Origin of the sequence: Pedobacter sp. SYSU D00535, from assembly GCF_017355855.1 — a bacterium.
Classification (GTDB): Bacteria; Bacteroidota; Bacteroidia; order Sphingobacteriales; family Sphingobacteriaceae; genus Desertivirga.
In genome coordinates, this window is the sequence record NZ_JAFEWD010000007.1 from 104,128 (window position 1) to 128,508 (window position 24,381).

Here is a 24,381-nt window from a genome sequence, read left to right on the forward strand (position 1 = left end):
TTTAGGTTAATAACTAGTTTTCAAGGTAATAAAGTTTTCAAGAAAACCAAAAATTAATTTCGGCATTGCATATCGGGTTAGCTGATTGAGGGGGACATAGATCCATTCTTTCTCATGGAGGAAGTCGTCTTCGAAGTCCGTGAGCACGATAAAGTTAGCATATAGTTTCTGGTGGCTCAGCACGTGCTTTACCGGTCCCTGTATTGATGAAAGTATTATCTGTGATCCAAATAATCGGCGGACCTCAGGATTTGACAAAATTTCTATTCCCGCAGCCTTCTCGGTCTCAAAAAGAGGGAGTTCATACAAGTTTTCCCAGATGTCTTTCGGTCCCCGTTTGCTCAAAACGACGCTCTCATTTTTTAACAGAACAAAGTAGTTGAAATATCGGTCCCGCACCTTGGTCTTCTTCGATTTCAATGGTAGCACGTCCACCATACCTGATTGATATGCTCCACATCCCAATCGAAGGGGGCAGGTCGGGCAGTAGGGATTGACGGGTTTGCAATGCAGGGCGCCAAATTCCATCAGCGCTTGATTGCTAGTTCCTGGCTGGGCAGGATCTATCAAATTATTGGCGAGCGATGTGAAAGTTCTTTTAGCTTTCGAGGAGTCTATGGGTTCTTCGATTTTGAAAAAACGGGAAAGAACGCGATACACGTTCCCGTCTACCACTGCTTTTGCTTCGTCTGCGCAGAAGGAGGAAATAGCTGCCGCGGTGTATTCACCGATACCTTTGAGCTTTATCAGTTTATCGTAGCTTGTGGGGAAGACGCCACCGTGTTCTTGCATAACTACTTTTGCGGTAGTGTGCATGTTTCGCCCCCTGGAATAGTAGCCTAAACCTTGCCACAGTTTCAATATCTCGTCTTCTTCTGCTTCCGCAAAATGGCGTACTGTGGGAAATCGTTCTACAAAACGCTCAAAATAAGGAAGCCCTTGTTCTACCCGCGTCTGTTGGAGGATGATCTCCGACAGCCAAATCACATAAGGATCTCTGGTTTTTCTCCAGGGAAGATCTCGCTTATGTTGCCCATACCATCCTATAACATCGGTAATAAAACTCATTCTAAAAAAGAGGCACTTAGAAACTTTTGCAAAGGTAGAAACGTAAGGGGAAAAGGCGGTTCCAAAAAATTATTTGAGTTTATTTTACGTTTTCGATATAAAGCAATACTTTTGCAACCCCAAAACAATTAAGTGTTTACGAAATAGTTTAACCCAGATAAGACAATGACTAAGGCAGAAATTATCGCAGAAATCTCTAGCAAGACAGGTATAGAGAAGTTAGATGTGCAAGAAGCGGTAGAAGCGTTTTTTAAAGTGGTGAAGAATTCAATGGTGCAAGGTGAGAATGTATATGTGAGAGGTTTTGGGAGCTTTGTAGTAAAGAAAAGGGCAACAAAAACAGCACGTAACATTTCAAAAAATACGGCCATCATCATCCCGGAGCATTACGTTCCTAGTTTCAAGCCAGCAAAAGTATTTGTAGAGAAAGTAAAAAACGGTAATGTAACTAAATTGGCTGCTGCTGCTGCTGAAGCAGAGGCAAGTACAGAGGCTTAATCTTAAAAAAAATGTTAAAAGGAAAGCAACTAGCAGTAATAGGATTAGTAGTAGTGTTAATGGGGCTATTGTTTTCATTAGATATTAAGGGATTAGTTAAGGAAGAAGGACAACATTCAGGCGAAGCGGCAGAAAACGCTACTCAAACATCTTTAGTAACACTCCAAACTGTATCAGAAGCTGCTAAACAAACACTTAGTGCAAATTTATCAAGGCAGATTAATGATTTAGAGATACAGTTGAAGGATGCTAAAGGTGCTGAAGCGTTGGAGCTGCAAAGACAGCTGGTTCAAAAATGGGACGACGTAAATCAGCCGGCTGCGGGTGGTTTTTACCAGGAACTGATCGCACAGCAGACCAACACATTGGCCGATTGGTTAAAAACAGGTGATTTTTTCACCGAGGCTTACCAAAACATTCAGGACAGTGTTGCACAGCCAGCACTTGTTCAGAAAGCGATAGTTGCTTATCAAAAAGCAACAGAACTTGATCCAAAGAGCCTGGATGCCAAAACAGGATTAGGGGTAGCTTATGTTAGTGGGACACCTAATCCAATGCAAGGAATTCAATTACTGCTTGCTGTGGTGAAAGAGGATCCTAAGAATATTAAAGCGAATATGAACCTGGGCTTATTCTCCATGCGCTCGGGTCAGTTTCAGAAGGCGGTTGACAGACTGAAGACTGTGTTAGAGCAGGAGCAGAAGCCTGAAAGCTGGTTTTATCTTGCAACTGCTTATGAGAATTTAGGGCAAAAGCAGGAGGCAATTGCGGCCTATCTGAAGAGCAAGGAGCTGGCTGCCGATCCTCAGATTACGCAGTTTGTTGATCACAAAGTTGAAGAACTAAGTAAATAATTAATTATAAAAAACATTTAAAAATTTAAAGCTATGCCAAGCGGAAAAAAAAGAAAAAGACATAAAATGGCTACTCACAAACGTAAAAAACGTTTGAGAAAAAACAGACACAAGAAGAAATAGATATACAGTTCAGTTGTTGTTGGTAACATGGTAATGTCATGTTACTAATCAATTAACAACGATTAAGAACTTAGAAGACCTCCACGCTCTGTGCGAATGGGGGTTCTTGTGTTATCATTTTCTGTGTTGTACCTGGCGGGTACCCTCCTGCCGTTAATTGAGTAGCTGTTGGTAAAGGAATTAATTATCAATTCAAGCCCCAATGGGGTGACTATCGCTTTACTGCAAGACAAGCAACTCGTAGAACTTCACACAGAGCACGTTAACAACAATTATGCTGTTGGAGATATTTATCTCGGGCGGATCAAGAAGATCATGCCCGGGCTAAACGCTGCTTTTGTAGATGTAGGCTACGAGAAGGACGCTTTCCTGCATTATCTTGACCTAGGGCCTCAGGTACAGTCGCTGATTAAGCTGACTAAGATTGTAAAGAATGGCAGTTATAAAGAAAAACTGCTGAATAGTTTTAGGCTGGAAGAGGACATAAACAAATCCGGCAAAATTTCGGAGGTACTGAATCGAAACATGTTGTTACCGGTTCAGATTGCTAAAGAACCTATTTCAACAAAAGGCCCACGATTAAGCTCAGACCTTTCCATCGCCGGAAGGTTTGTAGTACTAGTACCTTTTTCAGAGTCGATTTCCATTTCTAAAAAGATTAAGAGTAATACAGAAAGGAATAGGCTAAAAAAGATTGTAGAAAGCATTAAGCCTAAGAATTTCGGTGTAATTATCCGAACCGTGTCTGAGGGCAAGGGAGTTGCAGAACTCCAGAAAGATTTACTGGATCTGATAGCAAGATGGGAAACTTTTTCAACCAGGCTTGATAAAACAGAACCATCGAAAAAGATTCTGGGCGAAATGGGAAGAACCTCAACAATTTTGAGGGATATCCTGAACGCCGACTTCGCTAACATTCATGTTAACGACACAAGTATTTATGAGGAAATCCGGACATATGTAAAAGACATTTCTCCGGAACTTGAGCGGATTGTTAAATTATACAAACACCGCGAACCAATATTTGAACACTTTGGAATTGAGAAACAAATAAAAGGTGCTTTTGGCAAGACTGTGAACCTACCAGGGGGAGCTTATCTTGTTATTGAGCACACAGAAGCGCTGCACGTTATCGACGTAAACAGTGGTAACAGGACCGCCAATCCTGAAAACCAGGAAGAGAACGCGCTGCAGGTTAACAAAGAAGCAGCTAAAGAAATTGCGAGACAGCTGCGCTTACGCGATATGGGTGGCATCGTAGTAATCGATTTCATTGACATGCACAAACCGGTTAACCGGAAGGAATTGTTCGACTACCTGAAAGGGCAAATGTCGCTCGACCGAGCAAAACACACCATTTTGCCTCCAAGTAAGTTTGGTTTAGTGCAGATAACAAGGCAGCGCGTGCGGCCTGAAATGAACATCGTTACTAACGAAAAGTGTCCTGCTTGTGATGGAACGGGAGAAATTAAAGCAAGTATCGTTCTTATGGACGATATCGAGAACAACCTTGATTTCATCATCAAAGAGCAGAACGAAAAAAATATCACACTTTGCGTGCATCCCTACATTGAGGCCTTCATCCGGAAGGGCATGTTCTCACTCCAGTGGCGCTGGTTTTTCAACTACGGTAAATGGATTAAAGTAAAAGGCATTGCGTCTTACTACCTTACCGAGTTCCATTTTCTCAACTCCAAAGAAGAAGAAATCAAATTATAATTACGATTGACGGTTTTAGATCAAAGACATTTGTCCAAGATCTGAAATCGTCTTTTTTTTCCTTATTTTGGAATCCATCCTGATAAAATCGTAATTCGTTCATCAGTAAATCATCAAGTAAATTGGCAAAATCGAAATCGGCTTACTTCTGCCAGAGCTGTGGCTATGAATCGCCAAAATGGTTGGGTAAATGTCCTGCATGCAGTCAATGGAATACGTTCGTTGAAGAGGTAATTCAAAAAGCACCGGCTAACGTTCCCGACTGGAAGGCGAGCGGGGCAAGTTCAAGAATTGCTAAACCCTCGGCTATCCAGGACATTGCTTACTCTGAGGAGCACCGGATACAAACTTCAGACGGTGAGCTCAATCGGGTGTTGGGAGGAGGAGTAGTTCCGGGAAGTCTAGTGCTTATTGGAGGCGAACCGGGAATAGGTAAATCCACCCTAATGTTGCAGCTCGCCTTGAATCTTCCGAATCTGAAGATTCTGTACGTTTCGGGGGAAGAGAGCGAACACCAGATTAAGATGCGGGCGGAGCGGCTTTCTACTATAACAGGGGAGCGGGATACCTACATCCTGACAGAAACATCTACTCAGAATATCTTCAAGCAAATTGAGCTGCTCGAACCTCAGGCAGTTATTATAGATTCTATACAGACGCTCCATTCTGCTCATATTGAGTCCACACCCGGAAGTGTGTCACAGGTTAGAGAATGTACAGCAGAACTCTTAAAGTTTGCGAAGGAAACGTCTACTCCCGTTTTTTTAATTGGTCACATTACTAAAGATGGCACTATTGCAGGTCCAAAGATTTTGGAACATATGGTCGATACCGTCCTGCAGTTCGAAGGGGACAGACATCATGTGTACCGGATATTAAGGGCGGTTAAAAATCGTTTTGGTTCTGCCTCTGAGCTGGGCATTTATGAGATGCAGGGAAATGGGCTGAGAGAGGTTTCTAACCCTTCTGAAATCCTGCTATCCCAAAGGGAAGAGGAATTAAGCGGGATTACGATCTCTGCTATGCTAGAGGGCGTGCGACCAATGCTCATTGAGACGCAGGCGCTGGTAAGTACTTCAGCTTACGGAACACCGCAGCGCTCCGCTACGGGGTTTGATACGAAGCGGATGAATATGTTGCTGGCTGTACTTGAAAAACGGTGTGGTTTTCGGCTCAGCGTCAAAGATGTATTTTTGAATATCGCAGGAGGCCTCCGGGTAGAAGACCCAGCGGTCGATCTTGGAATTATCGCTGCAATCATTTCCTCACATGAGGATATTCCTGTTTCTTCGAAAATCTGTTTTGCTGCGGAGGTGGGGCTTTCCGGAGAAATCAGAGCTGTGAATAGAATTGAGCAACGAATAGCTGAAGCTCAAAAACTTGGCTTTGAACAGATCTATATTTCGAAATACAACCAGAAGGGTATCGATCTTCGACGATTCGACATTGAAATCAAGAGCTTGACCAAGATTGAAGAGGCCTTTGGCTTTTTGTTTGGCTAAACCTTTGGAGGCTAAGCCATAAGTAGGCCCCAGGAAGTTTCTTCCATTTTGATGCTCAAGAAGCACTCTTATCGATTCAGACCTTCGTCTAACTCGTTCAGGTACTGCTGGAGCTCACTGATGTTTTTCCTGTAGACGTTTGTTCTCCTATAGATATAGAAGGCTATCATGAACATCATCAGCCCCATAGAAATCAAAATATCGGGATGGAAGATATCCCAAAAATCACCGTTCCCAAGATATTGAGAGAAGGCACGGCCGGATACGAATAGGACAGCGAATATCCCGACGATAAAAATAATCTCCTGAGCAAGAGATCTTTTGAGTTTAGAGATGTTTTCGGTGAGGGTTATCTTTAGATCTTTAGTGCCGACATTCGTTTGGAATGACGTGTATTTTAACCAGTAGAAGAACAGCACCAGCCAGCATAGAATAAGGAAACTAAGCAGGGTAAGCAGCCCAGAATAGGTTAGTCGAAAAACCGGGCCCTCCTCTCCCAATAAAAAATGGAGGAAGGGATGAATCAGGATGTTGAGTAATATTCCGACTAACAAGAAGGATATAATCTGTTCTGTTTTCTTTTTAATCCGGTTAAGGTTCCTGCAGTTTTTTCTCGTAGGTGCTCAGGATTTCTTACATAAAGCCTGCAAGTTTTGTTTTTCGCGGGCGCATTTGCGACTTGGGAAGCGCGAACTAGTGTGAGCTATTAGACGTAGATATTTCAGGTGCGTGAATTTCTTTCACGCTTAAAGGCAGCAGTTTTTTGGTTTTTAAATAAGTGAGGCTTACTACCACCAGCGTCATACTTCCCCCAAATACAATGGCTGGCACAGTTCCCATCAGTTTGGCTGTTAGGCCAGATTCGAAGGCTCCGATCTCGTTCGAAGAACCTATAAACATAGAATTTACTGCAGAGACACGGCCTCGCATCTGGTCTGGTGTTAACAGCTGCATAATAGTAGAACGGATTACTACGCTGACACTATCAAACACGCCCTCGAGGAAGAGAAAAAACAGGGTTAAATAGAAGCTCGTAGATAAGCCGTAACAAATGATAGAAACGCCGAAGCCTGTAACGGCAAGGAGCAGATTTCTCCAGGGTTTGCTCATAGGGGAGTGACGAGCCATGAAAAGCATAGTAAGCACAGCCCCTAAGGCTGGGGCTGCCCGCATCATACCAAACTCTTCAGCGTCAACTTTTAATACTTCGCTGGCTACAACTGGTATAAGTGCTACTGCTCCTCCGAAGAACACGGAGAAGAGATCCAAACTCATAGCACCGAGCATCATCCGGCTGTTAAATACAAACTTTATTCCCTCGGTTAAGCTCTTAATAATATTTTCTTTTGGGATAAATTGCGGTGGTTTCCTTTTGATAAAAAAGATGCAGCAGAAGGAGATGGCCAAGAATATAAGAATGATCAGGAAGGTGGCCTGAATGCCCGCATAGGCGTAGAGCAAACCTCCTGTGGCCGGGCCGGCAATAGAAGCAACTTGCCACCCCGCACTGTTCCAGGTGGAAGAGTTCGGGTAGTGATCGCGCGGTATAATCATCGCCATTAGTGAAAAAGTTGCTGGTCCAATGAATCCTCGGGCAATTCCGATCAAAAAAATCATCCCATAAATAATCCAGACTATCTGCGTCGCTGCTAGCCCTGTCGAGACGGATGGTATTGTAATTAGATACAAGACAGCAGAGCAAGAAAACATGGCTGTAAGAATCCATTTCAGGAGAATTGTTTTCTCCGATTTGTCGGCTACATATCCTCCGTACAGCGCAATTCCAATAGCTGGAATCGCTTCGGCAAGGCCTATCAGGCCTAGAGATAATGGATCTTGGGTGAGTTGATAAACGTACCAGCCGATTACTACTGCCTGGATTTGGTAAGCAAACGTTAAAAAGAAACGCATTCCTAGAAACGATCGGAATTCCGGAAAGCGTAAGGCAATATAAGGATCTTGTTTCTGTTGATTATTACTTTCTGATTCCACTTCTGCAACTTTTCAGTGTACAAAACTATAGGAAAGTATCATCAGGAAATATTATTCCATGTAATGTGTCTGTCTTTTTTCAGGAAATAGTTTTTCAAGAGTTCGTTTTTTTCCTGACTAAGCTCCGGGTCTTCATCAAAGATTTGGATCACTTCCTCACGGGCCTGATGTAACAATTGTTGATCATTAGCCAGGTCTGCAATCTTCAAATCCAGCACGCCACTTTGCTGCGTACCCTGAATGTCACCCGGGCCTCTGAGCTGCAGGTCGATTTCCGAAATTTCAAACCCATCGTTCGTTCTCACCATGGTTTCTAACCTTATTTTCCCTTCCCGACTTAGTTTATTTCCGCTCATTAATATGCAATACGATTGTTCTGCTCCTCGGCCCACTCTTCCCCGAAGCTGGTGCAGTTGAGAAAGGCCAAAGCGCTCTGCATTTTCTATAATCATTACACTCGCGTTTGGTACATTTACTCCGACCTCGATAACCGTTGTAGCCACCATAATCTGAGTTTCACCTTTTACAAAACGCTGCATCTCAAAGTCTTTATCTGCGGGCTTTAGCTTGCCGTGCACGATGCTCATGCGGTAGTCGGGTAGTGGGAACTCTCGACTAATTGCTTCTATGCCAGCTTCCAAATGCAGCAAGTCCAATTTCTCACTTTCCTTTATCAAGGGATACACTACATATACCTGCCTGCCTTTGGCAATCTCCTGTCTGATGAATCCAAACATCCGGAGTCTTTGGTTTTCATACAGGTGGATAGTCTTTATTGGCTTCCTACCTGCAGGCAGCTCATCTATAACAGACACGTCCAGATCTCCATAAAGAGTCATGGCGAGGGTTCGGGGGATAGGGGTGGCTGTCATTACAAGGATATGCGGAGGCACGCTGTTTTTCTTCCAGAGCCGCGCTCGTTGCTCTACTCCAAAACGATGTTGTTCATCGATGACGGCCAGTCCAAGGTTCTTAAATTGCACCTCGTCTTCAAGAAGGGCATGGGTGCCGATAAGGATATCTAAACTGCCATCCTGAAGCGCTTCATGCAATTTCTTCCTTTCCTTTTTTGGGGTAGAGCCGGTAAGTATGCCGATGTTAACAAGGTCATCCCCCGTGAGTTTTTTCAGGGAATCGTAATGCTGTTGGGCAAGAATCTCGGTAGGAGCCATCATGCATGCCTGGCAGTCGTTATCGATAGCGAGCAACATGGTCATTAATGCTACCGCAGTCTTCCCACTTCCTACATCTCCCTGTACCAAGCGATTCATTTGAATACCTCTTTGGGTATCTTGACGTATTTCCTTGATTACTCTTTTCTGTGCATTTGTGAGGTCGAAAGGCAGCCTTTCCTTATAAAATAAATTAAACTTCTCGCCCACTGTTTCAAATCGGATTCCCCTGAACTTGTGATTTCGCAACAGTTTATTTTTCAGAAGCTTTAGCTGAATGAAAAAAAGCTCTTCAAATTTGAGCCTTCTTCTGGCGGCTTCCAATGAAGACGTATCGGGCGGGAAATGGACTTTTAAAAAAGCCTCCTGCTTGCCCATCAACTTGTACTTGTCGAGAATATAAGCAGGAATCGTTTCGTCAATATCCTTCAATATCTGCTCGAGAGCGGCAGCCTGCAACCTCTGGAGGCCTTTGGTGTCCAACGAATATTGCTTTAGTTTTTCCGTTGAACTATATACAGGTTGAAGGGTTAGGTTACCTAATTTTTTTGCGGAGGGATTATAAAGTTCTATCTCCGGGTGGGGAATGGAGAAACGACCGTTAAACTCATTTGCTTTCCCAAAAGCAATATAAACGGAGCCTGGTTGAATGGCTTTATCCAGCCACTGGACACCTTGAAACCAGACCAGCTCGAGTAGGCCGGTGTCATCTTTCAGAGTAACTACCAGTCTTTTTGAGCGTTTCTCTCCTACTATTTCTTTCGAGACAACTCTACCAATAATTTGGACTGCAGCAAGGTCTGGATGTATGTCTTTTACCTTGTAAAACTTAGTACGATCAACATACCTAAAAGGAAAGTGCTGAATGAGATCCTGATAAGTGAATATAGACAGCTCTTTTTTTAAGAGATCTCCCCTTTGAGGTCCTACTCCTTTTAAGTACTCTATAGGAGTTTGTAAACTATGTTGTAGCAATGGTACGATAAATAGAAACTAAGGAGCTGAAGCGCTAACTACGTCGCTTTCACGAAAGTAGAAAAAAGCTGTGATGAAAGCAGAATTATCCAGCTTGTTACTAATATGGAAAATCTTTAGCAGCTCAAAACTTTGAAAGATGCCGTAGAATAGATTTGATTCCCACCAACTTTCTTCGCAATTAACCCTTCATTGCAATGACTGAAATCTCTACGTTTACATTTCTTGGCAGGCCCGCCACGGCAACGGTTTCCCTGGCAGGATAGTCTGATTTGAAGTAGGAACCGTAGACCTCGTTAACCTGTGGAAACAACGACATATCCGAAAGAAAAATCGTTGTTTTTACAATGTCTTCAAAAAGGAATCCCGCTTCCTTTAATACTGCTTCTAAGTTTTTCATTACCTGATGCGTTTCCTCCTCGGTTGAAGAAATAACAAGTTCATTTGTATCAGGATTTAACGCTACTTGTCCCGAGACAAACAGCAAGTTTCCCATAGAAATGGCTTGGTTGTAAGGGCCGATCGGTGCGGGTGCTTTTGACGTTTTTATTACTTTTTTCATGTTTATTTAAGTATAAACCAATCTACCAACTTGTAAATCAATCCCGCCAGAAACAGAATAATAGCAGTCGTATTAATGACGTGCATTATTCTTAAATTGAAGTTGTTAGGGCGATTGGGGTCTTTTCTTCGGAAAAAGTACATGTACAAAGGTAAGGAGTATTGGTATGGGATGAAGGAAAATTGCTTCAAAAAAAAGAGGGCTTCAATTGAAGCCCTCTCTGATAATATGCTTAGATACTATATTATCTTATTTTGTGATTTCAACACGACGGTTAAGTACGCGTCCTTCTTCAGTTGCATTTGAAGCAACTGGACGGCTCTCACCATATGCTCTCACAGTAACGCGGTTAGCGTCAACACCAGAGTTAACTAAGTAAGTTTTTACTGAGTTAGCTCTGTCGCGAGACAGGTTCATGTTGTACTGCTCAGTACCTTCAGCAGAAGCGTGACCAGCTAAGTTGATACGTGCAGCAGAGTTTGCTTTTAAGTCAGTTGCAACTGCATCAAGAACAGGGTAAGAAGAAGTTCTTAACACTGAGCTGTCAAATTCAAACTGAATAACTGCGCTTTGACCGTTAAAAGTAGCTCCTGTTGTATCTTGTAGTTTGATTGGGCAACCTGCTCCATCTACTACTGTTCCAGCTGGAGTACCAGGGCATTTGTCAAATCTGTCAGATACTCCGTCACCGTCAGCATCAGCTGAAAGCTGGTTAACTGTACCTTCCAAAGTGTTAACACGGTTTCTTAAAGCTTCAACTTCCTGACGTAATGTAGGATCTTTTAATTCATCATACATTAACGCTACTGGATTGGACCACTGTAAGCTTGGCTTTGCTCTGTTTCCTAACGCGAACTCAAGTCCTGCATAAGCATAAGACCATTTGTCTTTGTTAGAAGCACCATTTCTCCAAGATCCATCTAAGTTGTCAGCATCAAGGAAGTTCGCATCATAACCAAGGTTTAAGGCAACAACTTCACCTAGTTTGAAGTTAGCACCTACACCCACAGGAATAAACAGCTCATTTCTGTTGTTTGCATCTGGTTCGTAATTAACTAATCCAGCACCACCTTGTACAAAGAAACCAACGTTTTTAGTTCTGTTCAAGAAAGACACAGTTCCAACATTGATAACACCTTTCAATGATACCGCATAGTTGATTTCCGTTTTAAAAGAAGGAGCTACACCTGCAGGAAGAGGAGTTCTTCCATCGTTTGTGGCGTATTCACCAGCAACTGTTCCAAGGTGTCCGTCTAGCTTTAAGGCAAATGAAGGAGCTAATTGTTTTTTGATAAACAGGCCTGCACCAAATTGAGCATCCCACTCGTTGTAATCATTAGTTCCGAAAGGGATAATTGGAGTTAAAACGCCAGCGTTAACACCGATTGACCAGGTTCTGTACTGACCTCTCCCGCCAAACACCGTGGCAGTAGAGCTAGAAGTAGTTGCGGTTGTGTCTTGAGCAGAAGCGGCAGAGATACCTGCTACTGCTAAAGCTGACGCCGCAAAAACTTTCTTTAACGTAGAATAATTCATGCTTTGTTTTTTTTAAGGTTAAACAATTTTTAATTGTGTAATTTTTTACAAAAATAAATATAAGTTTGATTTAGCAAAATCAACCAAATACCGGTCTATTTTCTTCAGCATTAAACACGGTACCTCTGCAAAGGTTTGAGAATAATTTAAATTTGTACCTTATGAAATACGATTCTATCAATAGCCAGCTCTTTGAAAACAATCGCCTCAACTATATAAACAAACTGAAAGACAACTCGATAGCCGTCTTCAATGCCAATGATGAATTTCCGAGAAGTGGTGATCAAAATTTTTCATTTAAGCAGAATAGTGACCTGTTTTATCTTACAGGAATAGACCAGGAACAAACAATTTTGCTTCTTTTTCCTCAATGTCCAAATCCCAATTATCGTGAAGTCCTGTTTATTCGACAAACAAATGACCATATTGCCGTATGGGAAGGATATAAATATAGCAAGGAGCAGGCTGTCGCGACTTCGGGAATCTCAACGGTTTTGTGGTTGGAGGATTTTTGGAGCATCTTTTCCGCGGTTGTGCATTATGCAGATAACATCTACCTAAATACCAATGAGAACGATCGGGCAGCGCTCGAGGTACCTTATCGCGACCTGCGGTTTATAAGGGACATCCAAGGTCGATATCCTCTTCACCGATATGAACGCTCAGCTCCTATCCTTCGCGACCTTCGGTCTCGGAAGTCAGATATTGAAGTTCAGCTAATAAAAAAAGCGTGCGACATAACTAAAGATGCATTTGTACGGGTTTTGAAATTTGTGAAGCCAGGAGTGAAGGAATACGAAATTGAAGCGGAGATTATTCACGAATTTATTCGTCAGGGAGCGACAGGTCATGCTTACAACCCAATAATTGCGTCCGGTAAAAACGCAAACATCCTTCACTATAACGACAATAATCAAGTTTGTAGAGACGGGGACGTCATTCTTTTCGATTTTGCTGCAGAATACGCCAACTATAACGCTGACTTAAGTCGCTCCATTCCTGTGAACGGAAAGTTTACCGGGCGACAACGAGACGTTTACAATGCAGTATTGCGGGTAATGAAGCAGGCGAAAGCAATGTTAGTAGCGGGAACTGTTTGGAACGAGTATCATGAGGAGGTAGGAAAGATAATGGAGTCCGAGCTTATTGGGTTAGGTTTATTAGATAAACATGATGTGGCAAAGCAAAACCCTGCTATGCCGCTATACAAGAAGTACTTTATGCATGGCACTTCGCATCACCTGGGCCTTGATGTACACGATTTCGCCAGCAGATATCAACCTTTTGAGGTTGGAAACGTACTCACTTGCGAGCCAGGAATCTATATCAGAGAGGAAGGATTAGGTATTCGGTTAGAGAACGACATATTAATCACTGAAGGTGGCAATATCGATCTCATGGAAGACATCCCTGTCGAGTTAGAGGAAATTGAAGACCTGATGAATAGTTAAAAGATCGCCTATCTTTGTTCCTGCTTTGGAAAATCCCGGTATCTCAGTAATTATCCCCAATTATAATGGTGCTAGTCTTTTTGTGGACACACTTCCTGCTTTGTTTAAAGCGCTTGAAAGGGCAAGCTGCGATTATGAAGTGCTGGTTGTGGATGATTGCTCATCGGATAACTCAGTATCCTTCCTCTCAGATAATTATCCTCAAGTAAGGGTAATTAAAAATGCAGAAAATAGAGGGTTTTCGCCAACGATTAATCGGGGTATCTTTGCTGCAACGAAAGAATTGGTTTTCCTTTTAAATAGCGATGTCAAGGTTACAGAGGATTATTTCTTACCGCTTTTTAAATATTTTGAAGACGAGGCGACCTTTGGTGTGATGGGAAGAATAATAGGCTGGGACGATGAAGATATTCAGGACGGGGCAAAGTATCCGGAGCAGCAGGGGTTCAAGTATAAAACTTCTCTCAATTGCCTTCCCGAAAAGGGAGGAAGTTTGCCTTCCTTTTACCTGTCAGGAGCTAATACTCTTGCCCGAAGAGATAGGCTGCAGTTTCTCGGCGGATTTGATGAACTTTTTGCACCCTTTTATATAGAAGACGTAGAGTTATCTGTGCGAGCATGGAGGAGTGGTTGGAATTGTTACTACGAGCACAACGCAGTATGCAGACACAAGACATCTACGTCGATTAAGAGTAAGGCTAGAAAGCGCTATATCTCCGAAATTTATAATCGAAACAAGTTTTATTTTCATTACCTCCACTTGGAGGGTTTGTCGCTATTGGGCTGGTTGGTTCAAACCACATTTGAAGTGCTGTTCCGGGCTATAATGATGAGAACTGATTTTTTGAAGGGATATCTTTCGTTTCTTTCAAATCTCCGGAAAGTAAGACAATCGAAAGCTCGTTTTGAATTATCCGTCCCGAAGGCAATTTCATTGGTTGAAGTGGTGAATGCGATAAAAGGTAAGATAGCAACCGAAGGAGCTAGTTTTTTTCGACGATAATTAAGTGAGGCTAAGCGGGCTAAATCACTACCTTTGCATCAATTTAGATGAAAACATACTTCCGTTTATTATCCTTCGCAAAGCCAATAGAGAAATTTGCAATCCCTTATATCTTAACGACCCTTCTGTTTATCTTCTTTAATACGCTGAATTTTGCCCTGCTTGCACCTCTTCTAGAAGCGCTCTTCTTGCCGGCTAAACAAGCCGACCTAGTTACAGAGAAGCCGGATATGTGGGATGTAATGGCGACTTTCAAATACTATGTTCATTACTTTACTTCTGAGTACGGTTCATGGACAGCATTGAAATTAGTGTGCGGAACGCTTGTTGTGGCGAATCTGTTAGCTAACGTCTTCAAGTATTTTTCTCAAAAAATAATGGAAGACCTGCGAGCACACACGCTCCTTAATCTTCGAAAGTCAGTATTTGATAATGTGATGGACCTACACATCGGCTTCTTCACCAACGAGAGGAAAGGAGATATTATCTCGAAGGTATCGTCAGATGTGCAAGTGGTGCAGTTCTCAGTTACCAGTACCCTCCAGGTTGTTTTTAAGGAGCCAGTTCAATTAATAGCCTACGTGGTATTTCTTTTCTTAATATCAGTAAAGCTTACATTGTACTCACTCTTAGTTATTCCTGTTTCTGGATGGATTATTGCACTTATTGTAAAAAGGCTGAAGGCTCAGGCTACCAGCTCCCACCAGTCGCTTGGAATTATGCTCAGCTTGTTGGATGAAGCGTTAACAGGGATGAAAATTATAAAAGCATTCAACGCAACTGAATTTGTGAAAAATCGGTTCAATCAAGAGAATCAAAGGTATACGCGGATTATAAAATCGATGGCACGCCGGCAACAATTAGGGTCGCCTGTGTCTGAGTTCCTCGGTGTATCTATGGTTGCGGTTATTTTGCTGTATGGTGGTTCTTTGATTCTTAGCGGAACATCCGAGCTGGAGGCCCCGGCATTTATTGCTTATCTGGCGCTATTCTCTCAGGTTCTGCGACCCGCGAAAGCAATGACGGACGCGTTTAGCAATATCCACTCGGGAATAGCGGCAGGTGAGCGTGTCCTTGAACTAATAGATACGAAGTCAGAGATCAACGATGCAAAAGACGCAGTCGTATTAGGCGACTTTCAGCATTCAATTCAATTTGACAACGTTACGTTTGCATATGATACAAAACCGGTACTCGACAGTATCTCGATGGTCATACGAAAGGGGCAAACGGTTGCACTGGTAGGCCCATCAGGGGGTGGTAAATCTACCTTAATGGATTTGATCCCACGATTTAATGAATGCCAGTCGGGTCGAATACTAATTGATGACAAGGATATCAGAAAGATTAAAATGTCTTCTTTGAGGTCAAAAATGGGCATCGTGAACCAGGAGTCTATTTTATTTAACGACACTATTTATAATAATATAGCATTCGGAAAGCCAAGTGCCAGTATCGAGGAAGTAGAAGCTGCGGCCAGGATCGCGAATGCACACGATTTTATACTGAAAACTGCAGAAGGATACCAGACAAATATCGGCGATAGGGGTATGAAGCTTTCGGGAGGTCAAAAACAACGTATTAGCATCGCAAGAGCGGTCTTAGCTAACCCTCCCATTATGCTTTTAGATGAAGCTACTTCTGCTTTAGATACCGAGTCGGAAAAACTCGTGCAGGATGCGCTTACTAAGTTGATGCAGAACCGTACATCTCTTATTATCGCTCACCGTTTAAGCACTATTCAAAATGCCGACCGCATTATCGTATTGGATGCGGGAAAAATTGTTGAGGAAGGGACACATTTGGAATTGATGCGTCGTAATGGCCTGTATAAGAAACTTGTGGAGATGCAGACCTTTAATGATTAAATAACGGGTACTCCAAACTAAATTCCCAAAGTTTAGTTTAAAAGCAAGAAATCAGAATTAATAATTAATGGCTATTCAAAAATACGACTACCTAATAGTTGGCTCCGGACTTTTTGGAGCTGTTTTCGCACACGAAGCTAAAAAAGCTGGAAAGACATGCTTGGTTATTGACAAACGTAAGCATGCAGGAGGTAATGTTTATTGTAGGGAGGTTGAAGGAATTAATGTGCACGAGTACGGAGCTCATATCTTCCATACGAACGATAAAGAGATCTGGGATTACGTAAACCAGTTTGCAGAGTTCAACCGGTACACTAATTCTCCGATAGCAAACTTTAGAGGAGAGTTGTATAACCTGCCGTTCAACATGAACACCTTCTATGCTTTATGGAAAACTAAGACGCCGGACGAAGCTAAGAAGAAGATCGAAGAACAAATTGCAGGTTTAAATATTACTGAACCAAAAAATTTGGAAGAACAGGCATTGAAGCTAGTCGGTAAAGATATTTACGAAAAGCTTATTAAGCATTACACCGAAAAACAGTGGGGTAGAAAAGCTACCGAGCTACCAGCATTCATTATTAAGCGTCTTCCGGTTCGGTTTACCTACGATAATAATTATTTTAACGATAAATATCAGGGTATCCCTATTGGCGGCTATAACAAAATTATTGATGGCTTACTTGAGGGGATAGAAGTACGATTGGAATGCGACTTCTTTGAACAGCGGGATGAACTCTCCGCATTAGCAGACAAAATTGTTTTCACGGGTAAGATTGACGAGTTCTATAACTTTCAATTCGGAGAGCTCGAATACCGCGGTTTGCGGTTTGAAACAGAGGTATTAGACCGAGAAAACTATCAGGGAAATGCTGTTGTCAATTATACCGACTCAGAGCCTGCCTATACCAGAATCATTGAGCATAAACACTTTGAATTTGGAACGCAGCCTAAGACAGTGATTACCCGGGAGTATCCGTTAACGGCAGCGAAAGGATCAGAACCGTATTACCCTGTAAATGATGAAAAGAATTCGGAGCTTGTAAAAAGATATCTTGAGCTTGCGAAAGCTGAAACAAACGTTATCTTCGGTGGAAGATTAGCAGAATATAAGTATTATGACATGCATCAGGTCATAGGTTCTGCACTTGTAAAAGTAAGAAGAGAGCTTGGTAGATGAAGTTTATAGCCGTTATCGTAACATATAACAGATTTGAATTATTAAAGGAATGCATACAGGCAATAAGAGATCAAACAAGTAAGGTAGACGAGATTCTGGTAGTAAATAATAATTCAACTGACGGAACAACGGAATGGCTTAACACTCAGACTGATATTACTCTAATCACCCAGGAGAACCAAGGCGGCTCCTGGGGATTTTATACAGGGCTAAAAGCAGGCTATTTAAAGGGATACGACTGGATATGGGTGATGGATGATGATACAATACCTGATCCGGATGCCTTCGAAAAACTTAAAGCACAATCAGCGTTCTTGTCTAATCAGCCGGGAATCGATACGGGGTTTATTGGTTCGAAGGCAATTTGGAAAGATAGCCGCCCGCACTACATGAACCTGCCATCTGTACACACATTTTATCCTAAAGGATTCGCTTTTAACACTTTTGACGCTGAAGGTCTAATTAGTATTCAATCAACTTCTTTTGTGTCTTTATTAATTAACAGAGCTGCAATAAAGGCGGTAGGCTTACCTTTTAAAGAGTTTTTTATCTGGGCGGATGATGCTGAGTATACTTATAGGATAACGAGGGCTGGTTTCTACGGTTTTTATTCATCGACCAGTGTGGTGAATCATAAAACCCCGGTAAATTACATGGCGGATATCTATACAGATTCCATTAAGAATCTGTGGAAGTATAGGTATGGAATAAGGAATGAGCTTTTCTTGTTCAAACACTTTTATGGTAATAAAAAGTTCCTGTCGAAGCTGTTAAAACGGCTGTTTGTAATACCCTTTAGGATATACAGGCAACGGGAAGGAGATAAGTGGACGTTCATTAAGGCTAATTTTCTTGCTTCGGTTGAGTCTATTACTTTTAGTCCTAGAGTAGAAAAAGTGTGAGGTCCCTTCGGATTAATTTTATTCTTCCCGATGTTGCCAGCAAACCGGGCGGTGGTACAAAGATTATGTACGAATACGCTAACAGGCTCGCACTTCGGGGGCATCAGGTTCAGATCTATCACACCGTGCGCCGACCTTTCCGGCCCATGAAAACGCCCGTTTGGTTCAAATACTTTTCCCATAAAGTTAGAGGTAGCTATATTCCTAAATGGTTTAATTTCAGCGAAAACGTGGGCGTTTATATTATTCCGGATGTCACAGCTAAGTATCTGCCTGATGCTGATGTTGTCATCTCCACGTGGTGGGAGCTAGCTTTCAGACTTGAGGAATTGCCAGCCAGTAAAGGCATAAAATTTAATTTGATTCAAGGCTATGAAGTTTGGCGTGGATTCGAAAGTAAGGTTCGCGAGTCATATACGCTTGCGATAAATCACCTCGTAATAGCTAGGTATCTTCAGCAGTTGATTACAGATATTTCGGGGCGGTCGCCGGTTCTTTTGCCTAATGCGATAGACCTGGATCGATTTAAGCTTAGCGTACCGCAGAAAGAGAGAAGGGAGGGCAGTATACTTATGTTGTATTCAAGAGAACAAGTCAAGGGTTCTAAATACGGATTGGGCGCTTTGAATATGGTGAAAGAGCAGTTCCCGCAGCTTTCCGTAACACTATTTGGCACCTCTCCCGCCCCTGCAGACCTGCCAGCCTGGATGAGATATGTACAAAGCCCCCAAAATCTTCCTGCGTTATATAATAGCGCTCAAATATTCATCTCTCCAAGCCTCAGTGAAGGGTGGGCACTACCTCCTGCCGAGGCGATGGCATGTGGTTGCGCTGTTATTTGCACAGACATCGGCGGACATCAGGATTATGCGATCGATCAGGAGACTGCTATTTTAGTTCCTACAAAAAATGTTCAGAAGCTTGCTGCAGCGATAATAAGTTTGATCGGGGACAATGACCTAAGAATACGAATCGCGCAGAAAGGGCATGCAAATATTGTAAATAATTTCAGTTGGGACAGGTCGGTTGCTCAGCTCGAAGAGCTGTTTAACAACAGCTTAGCTTAAATGTCTCTTCTGTCAAGCGTAAAAAAAAAGAGGCATGATCATTAGGATCTGCCTCTCTTATATTTTCACTTAAAAACAGTTACTACAACTTGCGTTTCACTTCTACGTTCTCGTAAGCTTCCACAATGTCACCTACCTTGATATCATTGAAGTTCTGAATATTTAGACCACACTCGTAACCCTTTGACACCTCTTTAACGTCGTCTTTGAAACGTTTCAATGAAGCCAGTTCTCCAGTGTAAACTACTACACCATCGCGGATAATTCTGATTTTGCTGTTTCTGTTGATCTTTCCGTCAAGAACCATGCATCCGGCGATAGTACCCACTTTGCTGATCTTGAAGGTCTCGCGGATTTCCACGTTCGCCGTAATCTGCTCTTCAAACTCAGGAGCAAGCATTCCTTCCATCGCAGCCTTAACTTCATTGATGGCATCGTAAATGATGGAGTACAGACGGATGTCGATTTCCTCCTGCTCGGCAAGTTTACGAGCACCTTGAGATGGACGTACCTGGAATCCAATAATGATCGCGTCTGAAGCCGAAGCTAACAATACGTCCGATTCGGAAATTTGACCTACTGATTTATGGATAATATTAACCTGAATTTCTTCCGTTGAAAGTTTCAGCAACGAGTCGGATAATGCTTCGATAGAACCGTCCACATCACCTTTAACGATGATATTAAGTTCTTTAAAGTTTCCGATTGCTAAGCGGCGGCCGATCTCATCAAGTGTAATATGTTTTTGCGTACGAAGTCCTTGCTCGCGCTGTAGTTGAAGACGTTTGTTTGCAATCTCACGTGCTTCCACTTCGCTTTCCATAGCATTAAACTTATCGCCGGCGGTCGGAGCACCAGACATACCCAACACCTGAACCGGCGTTGATGGTCCAGCTTTGTCAACTTTTTGTCCACGCTCGTTAGTAAGCGCTTTTACCTTACCGCTATGGCTACCAGCAAGGATAGGATCTCCAACCCTGAGTGTACCAGCCTGAATAAGCACCGTCGTTACAATACCACGTCCTTTGTCTAAGGCAGCCTCAATTACGGTTCCTGTTGCACGCTTATTTGGGTTAGCCTTCAGGTCAAGTAACTCCGCCTCAAGCAATACCTTCTCTAGAAGCAGGTCTACATTCAAACCTGTTTTAGCAGAGATTTCCTGCGATTGATATTTACCACCCCAGTCTTCCACTAAAATGTTCATCTGCGAAAGCTGCTCCCGAATTCTGTCAGTGTTAGCGCCCGGCTTGTCTATTTTACTGAAAGCAAACACGATAGGAATTCCTGCAGCCTGGGCGTGATTTATCGCCTCTTTAGTTTGAGGCATTACACTATCATCTGCCGCTATTACAATAATTGCAATATCAGTTACTTTAGCACCACGAGCACGCATCGCGGTAAACGCCTCGTGACCTGGTGTATCCAGGAAGGTGATTTTTCGACCGTCCTCTAATTGCACTTCATAAGCACCAATATGTTGGGTAATACCACCCGCTTCGCCCGCAATCACGTTGGTTTTACGAACAAAGTCAAGTAATGATGTTTTACCGTGGTCAACGTGACCCATTACCGTAACTATCGGAGCTCGCGGAATCAGATCTTCTGGTCTGTCTTCTTCTTCCAGACTTGCTTCTTCGTCCTCCGGTTTAACAAATTCTACTGCATAACCGAATTCGTCAGCGACGATGGTAAGAGTTTCCGCATCCAGTCGCTGGTTAATAGATACGAACATCCCAAGGCTCATACAGGTAGAGATTACCTGCGTTACCGGAACATCCATCATACTTGCCAGCTCGTTTGCGGTAACGAATTCCGTTACCTTCAGAACTTTAGACTGCAGTTCCTGCTCCATTGCTGCTTCTTCTGCCGACATTGCAACGTCATCACGTTTTTGTCTGCGAAGTTTCGCTCTCTGAGCAAATTTTCCAGATTTTCCGGCACCGCTCAAACGAGCAAGTGTTGCCTTAATCTGATCTTGTATTTCTTTTTCTGATGGTTCTTCTTTAGAACCTCCATCACCTCTGGCTCCTGGTGCTACCCGATTTCTGAAGTCGGGACGTCCCGGAGTCTGGCTTGGACGATTGGCGCCAGGCCCTGTAAAGCCCGGACGGTTGCCTTGTCCACCGGCGTGAGGAGGGCGTTGCTGGTTTTGACCACCACCAGTAGCTTGTTGTTGATTTTGGCCCTGTCCTTGTCCTGGCGGCAGGTCTTTGCGCTTACGCTTCCGTTTATGATCATTATTCACATTTGAGGAAGAAGCTACAGGCTGATCCTTCCTGCGGGGTTGTTGAGCAGAAAGATCAATTTTGCCGATAACATTTGGACCACTCAAACGCTGAGCTTTAGCTCTGATAACTTCATCTTCTGCTGGTTCTTCAGCTTTAGGCTCTTCTTGAGCCGGCTTTGGAGCTTCTGCTACAGGTGCAACAGGTTTTTCCTCAGGAACGGGGATAGGTGCGGGCTCTTCCTTCGGTGCTTCAACCGGCGGTGCCGGTGGAACCTCAGGTGTAACAGGAGCTGGTTCTGGCTCGGGCTCCGGCTCGGCTTTTACCGGAGCGGGAGCTTCCTCTTGCACTGGTTCTGGCTTCGCTTCAACCACAGGCTGAACGCTAGGTGCTTCTACTTTCGGCTGGCTTTCTTCCGGCTTATTTTCCGGTTTCGGCTTCTTGTTGAGCGCATCCAAATCTATTTTACCTACTACTTTTACACCTGGCAAAGAAGAATCATCCTGCTCTTTGGCCTGATCGTCTTCTGCTTGTGGCTTTGGCTTTTCAACAGGCGGAGGGCTGAAAGAACCTGCATTTTTAATAAGAATTTCTTCTTGTTCAAAATCTTTTGAGCGGCGAGGAACTTCCTGTCTTTCAGACGCAGGAGGAGGCGTATCGTCACGGCGGATTTTGCCAATAACAATCTGGCGGGCTTCTTCCCGCACAATCTTATCACCTTGATACTCCTTTAAAAGAGCATTGTACATTTCCTCGGTGAGTTTGGTGGTAGGCTTCGGTTCAACCTGATAGCCTTTTTTACTTAACGACTCTACCGCGGTTGCTAAGCCAATATTCAGCTCTTTTGCAGCTTTTAGTAAATTTATGCTTTTACCTTCTGACATCTAAAAAAATTACCTCTTCGCTAAAAATTTAAACAAAAATACGTTTTTTATCTCGTTTATTAATAGCGGAACCTAAATCAGTATTTTACTTATTCAAATTCTGCTCTTAATATCGCCATCACTTCTCTGATTGTGCTTTCCTCTAAATCTGTACGTTTAACAAGTTCGTCAACAGATAGTTCAAGTACTGATTTTGCAGTATCTAAACCAATTCGTTTGAACTCATCAATAATCCAGCCATCTATTTCGTCTGCAAATTCTTCTAAATCCACATCCTCATCATCTTCATCAGACTCACGGTATACGTCAATCTCATAACCTGTAAGTTTTCCGGCTAATTTGATATTGTGACCGCCTCGTCCGATCGCTAATGACACCTGATCGGGTTTTAAATAAACTGCTGCTCGCTTGTCTTCCTCGTCTAATTTGATGGTAGTGATTTTGGCAGGACTTAAAGCACGTTGGATGTATAAAGAACTATTATTTGTGAAGTTAATTACATCGATATTCTCATTTTTTAATTCACGAACAATACCATGAATACGAGATCCTTTCATACCTACGCATGCTCCTACCGGATCAATACGATCGTCGTATGATTCAACCGCAACCTTAGCACGCTCTCCGGGCTCGCGCACAATTTTCTTAATGGTAATTAAGCCATCAAAAATTTCAGGAACCTCGAGCTCAAACAGTCGTTGCAGGAATTCTGGCGCAGTTCGGGAGATGATGATCTTAGGATTGCTATTCATCATATCTACCTTCAAGATTACCGCTCTTACAGAGTCTCCCTTCTTGTAATAATCCGCTGGGATCTGTTCTGTTTTTGGTAGAATAAGCTCGTTTCCTTCATCATCCAGTACCAAAGTCTCTTTTTTCCAAACCTGATACACCTCTCCAGTTACAATCTCACCTACTCTATCTTTATATTTCTTAAAGATCTCATCTTTTTCCAGCTCGAGGATTTTTGAAACAAGCGTTTGACGAGCCGCAAGGATGGCACGACGGCCAAAGCTCTCCAATGTGATCTGTTCAATAAAATCATCTCCTACTTCCAGGTCCGGATCCACTTTGCGGGCGTCGGCTAATTCAATTTCCAAATCGTCATCTTCAGAAAATCCATCTTCCATTACCGTCCTTGTACGCCAAATCTCCAAATCTCCGTTGTCAGGATTCACAATTACGTCGCAATTTTCATCGGTGCCGTATTTTTTACGGATCATACTACGGAACACTTCCTCCAATACACTAATTACCGTAGGACGGTCGATGTTTTTAAAATCTTTGAACTCCTGGAAGGAGTCAATCAAATTAATATTGCTCATTCTATTTAAATGAAATTAACACCTTTGTTTCTGCTATCTGATTATATGGAATAAAGCTTTCTATCAATTCTGCTTTCTTTCCTTTTTCTTTCTTTTGTTCTTCTATTGTTATCCCTTCTTCGGACACCTGAAGCAATTTGCCTTCCCGTTTTTGAGCGTCTTCCAGCTTGACTGATATTCGTCTCCCGATGTTTTTTTCGTACTGTCTTTGCAGTTTCAGGGGAGTGTCAATACCCGGCGAAGAAACCTCAAGATGGTAGGCGTGATCAATAACATTCTCTTCCTCCAGGTGATGACCAACATGGCGGCTTATTGCTGCACAGTCTGCAACACCTATTCCCTCATCGCCATCCATCAAAATGATAAGTTTTCCATTGGAATGCATCTTCACATCTACCAGAAATAGGTCAGGGCGATCAGCAATTTTCTGCTCTACCAATTCTGTTACCTTCTGCTCTATGTTCATAATTTTCCT

General features: G+C 42.8%; 20 protein-coding genes. 10 read left to right on the forward strand and 10 right to left on the reverse strand.

Annotated features, from left to right (window positions below):
- Positions 1-6 precede the first annotated feature (6 nt).
- Positions 7-1,068, reverse strand: a complete 1,062-nt coding sequence (gene mutY, locus J4N23_RS14925; RefSeq protein WP_207428448.1) for an A/G-specific adenine glycosylase — start codon at positions 1,066-1,068, stop codon at positions 7-9.
- Positions 1,069-1,233: 165 nt separating this feature from the next.
- Between mutY and J4N23_RS14930 the strand changes: the two genes are divergently transcribed.
- From J4N23_RS14930 to radA, 4 genes are all read left to right on the forward strand, one after another.
- On the forward strand, positions 1,234-1,566 hold the full coding sequence (locus J4N23_RS14930; protein ID WP_207428449.1) for an HU family DNA-binding protein: 333 nt from the start codon (positions 1,234-1,236) through the stop codon (positions 1,564-1,566).
- 11 nt (positions 1,567-1,577) lie between these two features.
- Positions 1,578-2,420: a tetratricopeptide repeat protein gene (locus J4N23_RS14935; protein WP_207428450.1), complete on the forward strand. Its 843-nt coding sequence runs from the start codon at positions 1,578-1,580 to the stop codon at positions 2,418-2,420.
- 291 nt (positions 2,421-2,711) lie between these two features.
- Positions 2,712-4,262, forward strand: a complete 1,551-nt coding sequence (locus tag J4N23_RS14940) for an Rne/Rng family ribonuclease (RefSeq protein WP_207428451.1) — start codon at positions 2,712-2,714, stop codon at positions 4,260-4,262.
- 122 nt (positions 4,263-4,384) lie between these two features.
- Entirely contained in the window at positions 4,385-5,764 is a 1,380-nt protein-coding gene (radA, locus tag J4N23_RS14945; protein WP_207428453.1) for a DNA repair protein RadA, read from the forward strand.
- A gap of 68 nt (positions 5,765-5,832) precedes the next feature.
- Here the strand turns inward: radA and J4N23_RS14950 are convergent, their stop codons facing one another.
- The 6 genes from J4N23_RS14950 to J4N23_RS14970 all read right to left on the reverse strand — a co-directional run bounded on the left by J4N23_RS14950 (position 5,833) and on the right by J4N23_RS14970 (position 12,001).
- Positions 5,833-6,318 (reverse strand): hypothetical protein, encoded by a 486-nt coding sequence (locus J4N23_RS14950; protein ID WP_207428454.1) that lies wholly within the window; start codon positions 6,316-6,318, stop codon positions 5,833-5,835.
- Between the two features lie 139 nt (positions 6,319-6,457).
- Complete coding sequence (locus J4N23_RS14955) at positions 6,458-7,756, reverse strand: MFS transporter (protein ID WP_207428455.1); 1,299 nt, start codon at positions 7,754-7,756, stop codon at positions 6,458-6,460.
- A gap of 41 nt (positions 7,757-7,797) precedes the next feature.
- The gene (recG, locus tag J4N23_RS14960; protein ID WP_207428456.1) at positions 7,798-9,903 is read right to left on the reverse strand and encodes an ATP-dependent DNA helicase RecG; all 2,106 of its coding nucleotides are present in this window, start codon (positions 9,901-9,903) and stop codon (positions 7,798-7,800) included.
- A gap of 181 nt (positions 9,904-10,084) precedes the next feature.
- Positions 10,085-10,465: a RidA family protein gene (locus J4N23_RS14965; protein WP_207428457.1), complete on the reverse strand. Its 381-nt coding sequence runs from the start codon at positions 10,463-10,465 to the stop codon at positions 10,085-10,087.
- A 2-nt stretch (positions 10,466-10,467) separates the two neighbouring features.
- A complete protein-coding gene (locus J4N23_RS21280; RefSeq protein ID WP_370527280.1) occupies positions 10,468-10,608 on the reverse strand; it encodes a DUF6728 family protein in 141 nt (46 codons plus the stop codon).
- Positions 10,609-10,714: 106 nt separating this feature from the next.
- A complete protein-coding gene (locus J4N23_RS14970) occupies positions 10,715-12,001 on the reverse strand; it encodes an OmpA family protein (protein WP_207428458.1) in 1,287 nt (428 codons plus the stop codon).
- 161 nt (positions 12,002-12,162) lie between these two features.
- On the opposite strand from J4N23_RS14970, the gene J4N23_RS14975 reads away from it, so the two are divergent.
- The 6 genes from J4N23_RS14975 (at position 12,163) to J4N23_RS21285 (ending at position 19,472) form a co-directional block, all read left to right on the forward strand.
- On the forward strand, positions 12,163-13,452 hold the full coding sequence (locus J4N23_RS14975) for an aminopeptidase P family protein (protein WP_207428459.1): 1,290 nt from the start codon (positions 12,163-12,165) through the stop codon (positions 13,450-13,452).
- A gap of 25 nt (positions 13,453-13,477) precedes the next feature.
- Entirely contained in the window at positions 13,478-14,455 is a 978-nt protein-coding gene (locus J4N23_RS14980; RefSeq protein WP_207428461.1) for a glycosyltransferase family 2 protein, read from the forward strand.
- A gap of 47 nt (positions 14,456-14,502) precedes the next feature.
- A complete protein-coding gene (locus J4N23_RS14985) occupies positions 14,503-16,323 on the forward strand; it encodes an ABC transporter ATP-binding protein (RefSeq protein WP_207428463.1) in 1,821 nt (606 codons plus the stop codon).
- Between the two features lie 67 nt (positions 16,324-16,390).
- Complete coding sequence (gene glf / locus J4N23_RS14990; RefSeq protein WP_242689248.1) at positions 16,391-17,503, forward strand: UDP-galactopyranose mutase; 1,113 nt, start codon at positions 16,391-16,393, stop codon at positions 17,501-17,503.
- A complete protein-coding gene (locus tag J4N23_RS14995; protein WP_207428465.1) occupies positions 17,500-18,405 on the forward strand; it encodes a glycosyltransferase family 2 protein in 906 nt (301 codons plus the stop codon). Before glf ends, J4N23_RS14995 begins: the two co-directional genes overlap by 4 nt.
- Positions 18,402-19,472, forward strand: a complete 1,071-nt coding sequence (locus tag J4N23_RS21285) for a glycosyltransferase family 4 protein (protein WP_207428467.1) — start codon at positions 18,402-18,404, stop codon at positions 19,470-19,472. The genes J4N23_RS14995 and J4N23_RS21285 overlap by 4 nt, the downstream gene beginning before the upstream one ends.
- Positions 19,473-19,554: 82 nt before the next feature.
- Here the strand turns inward: J4N23_RS21285 and infB are convergent, their stop codons facing one another.
- The 3 genes from infB to rimP all read right to left on the reverse strand — a co-directional run bounded on the left by infB (position 19,555) and on the right by rimP (position 24,372).
- Positions 19,555-22,581 (reverse strand): translation initiation factor IF-2, encoded by a 3,027-nt coding sequence (gene infB / locus J4N23_RS15005; RefSeq protein ID WP_207428468.1) that lies wholly within the window; start codon positions 22,579-22,581, stop codon positions 19,555-19,557.
- Between the two features lie 89 nt (positions 22,582-22,670).
- Positions 22,671-23,906, reverse strand: a complete 1,236-nt coding sequence (nusA, locus tag J4N23_RS15010) for a transcription termination factor NusA (RefSeq protein WP_207428469.1) — start codon at positions 23,904-23,906, stop codon at positions 22,671-22,673.
- A 1-nt stretch (position 23,907) separates the two neighbouring features.
- Complete coding sequence (gene rimP, locus J4N23_RS15015) at positions 23,908-24,372, reverse strand: ribosome assembly cofactor RimP (protein WP_207428470.1); 465 nt, start codon at positions 24,370-24,372, stop codon at positions 23,908-23,910.
- Positions 24,373-24,381: the final 9 nt, after the last annotated feature.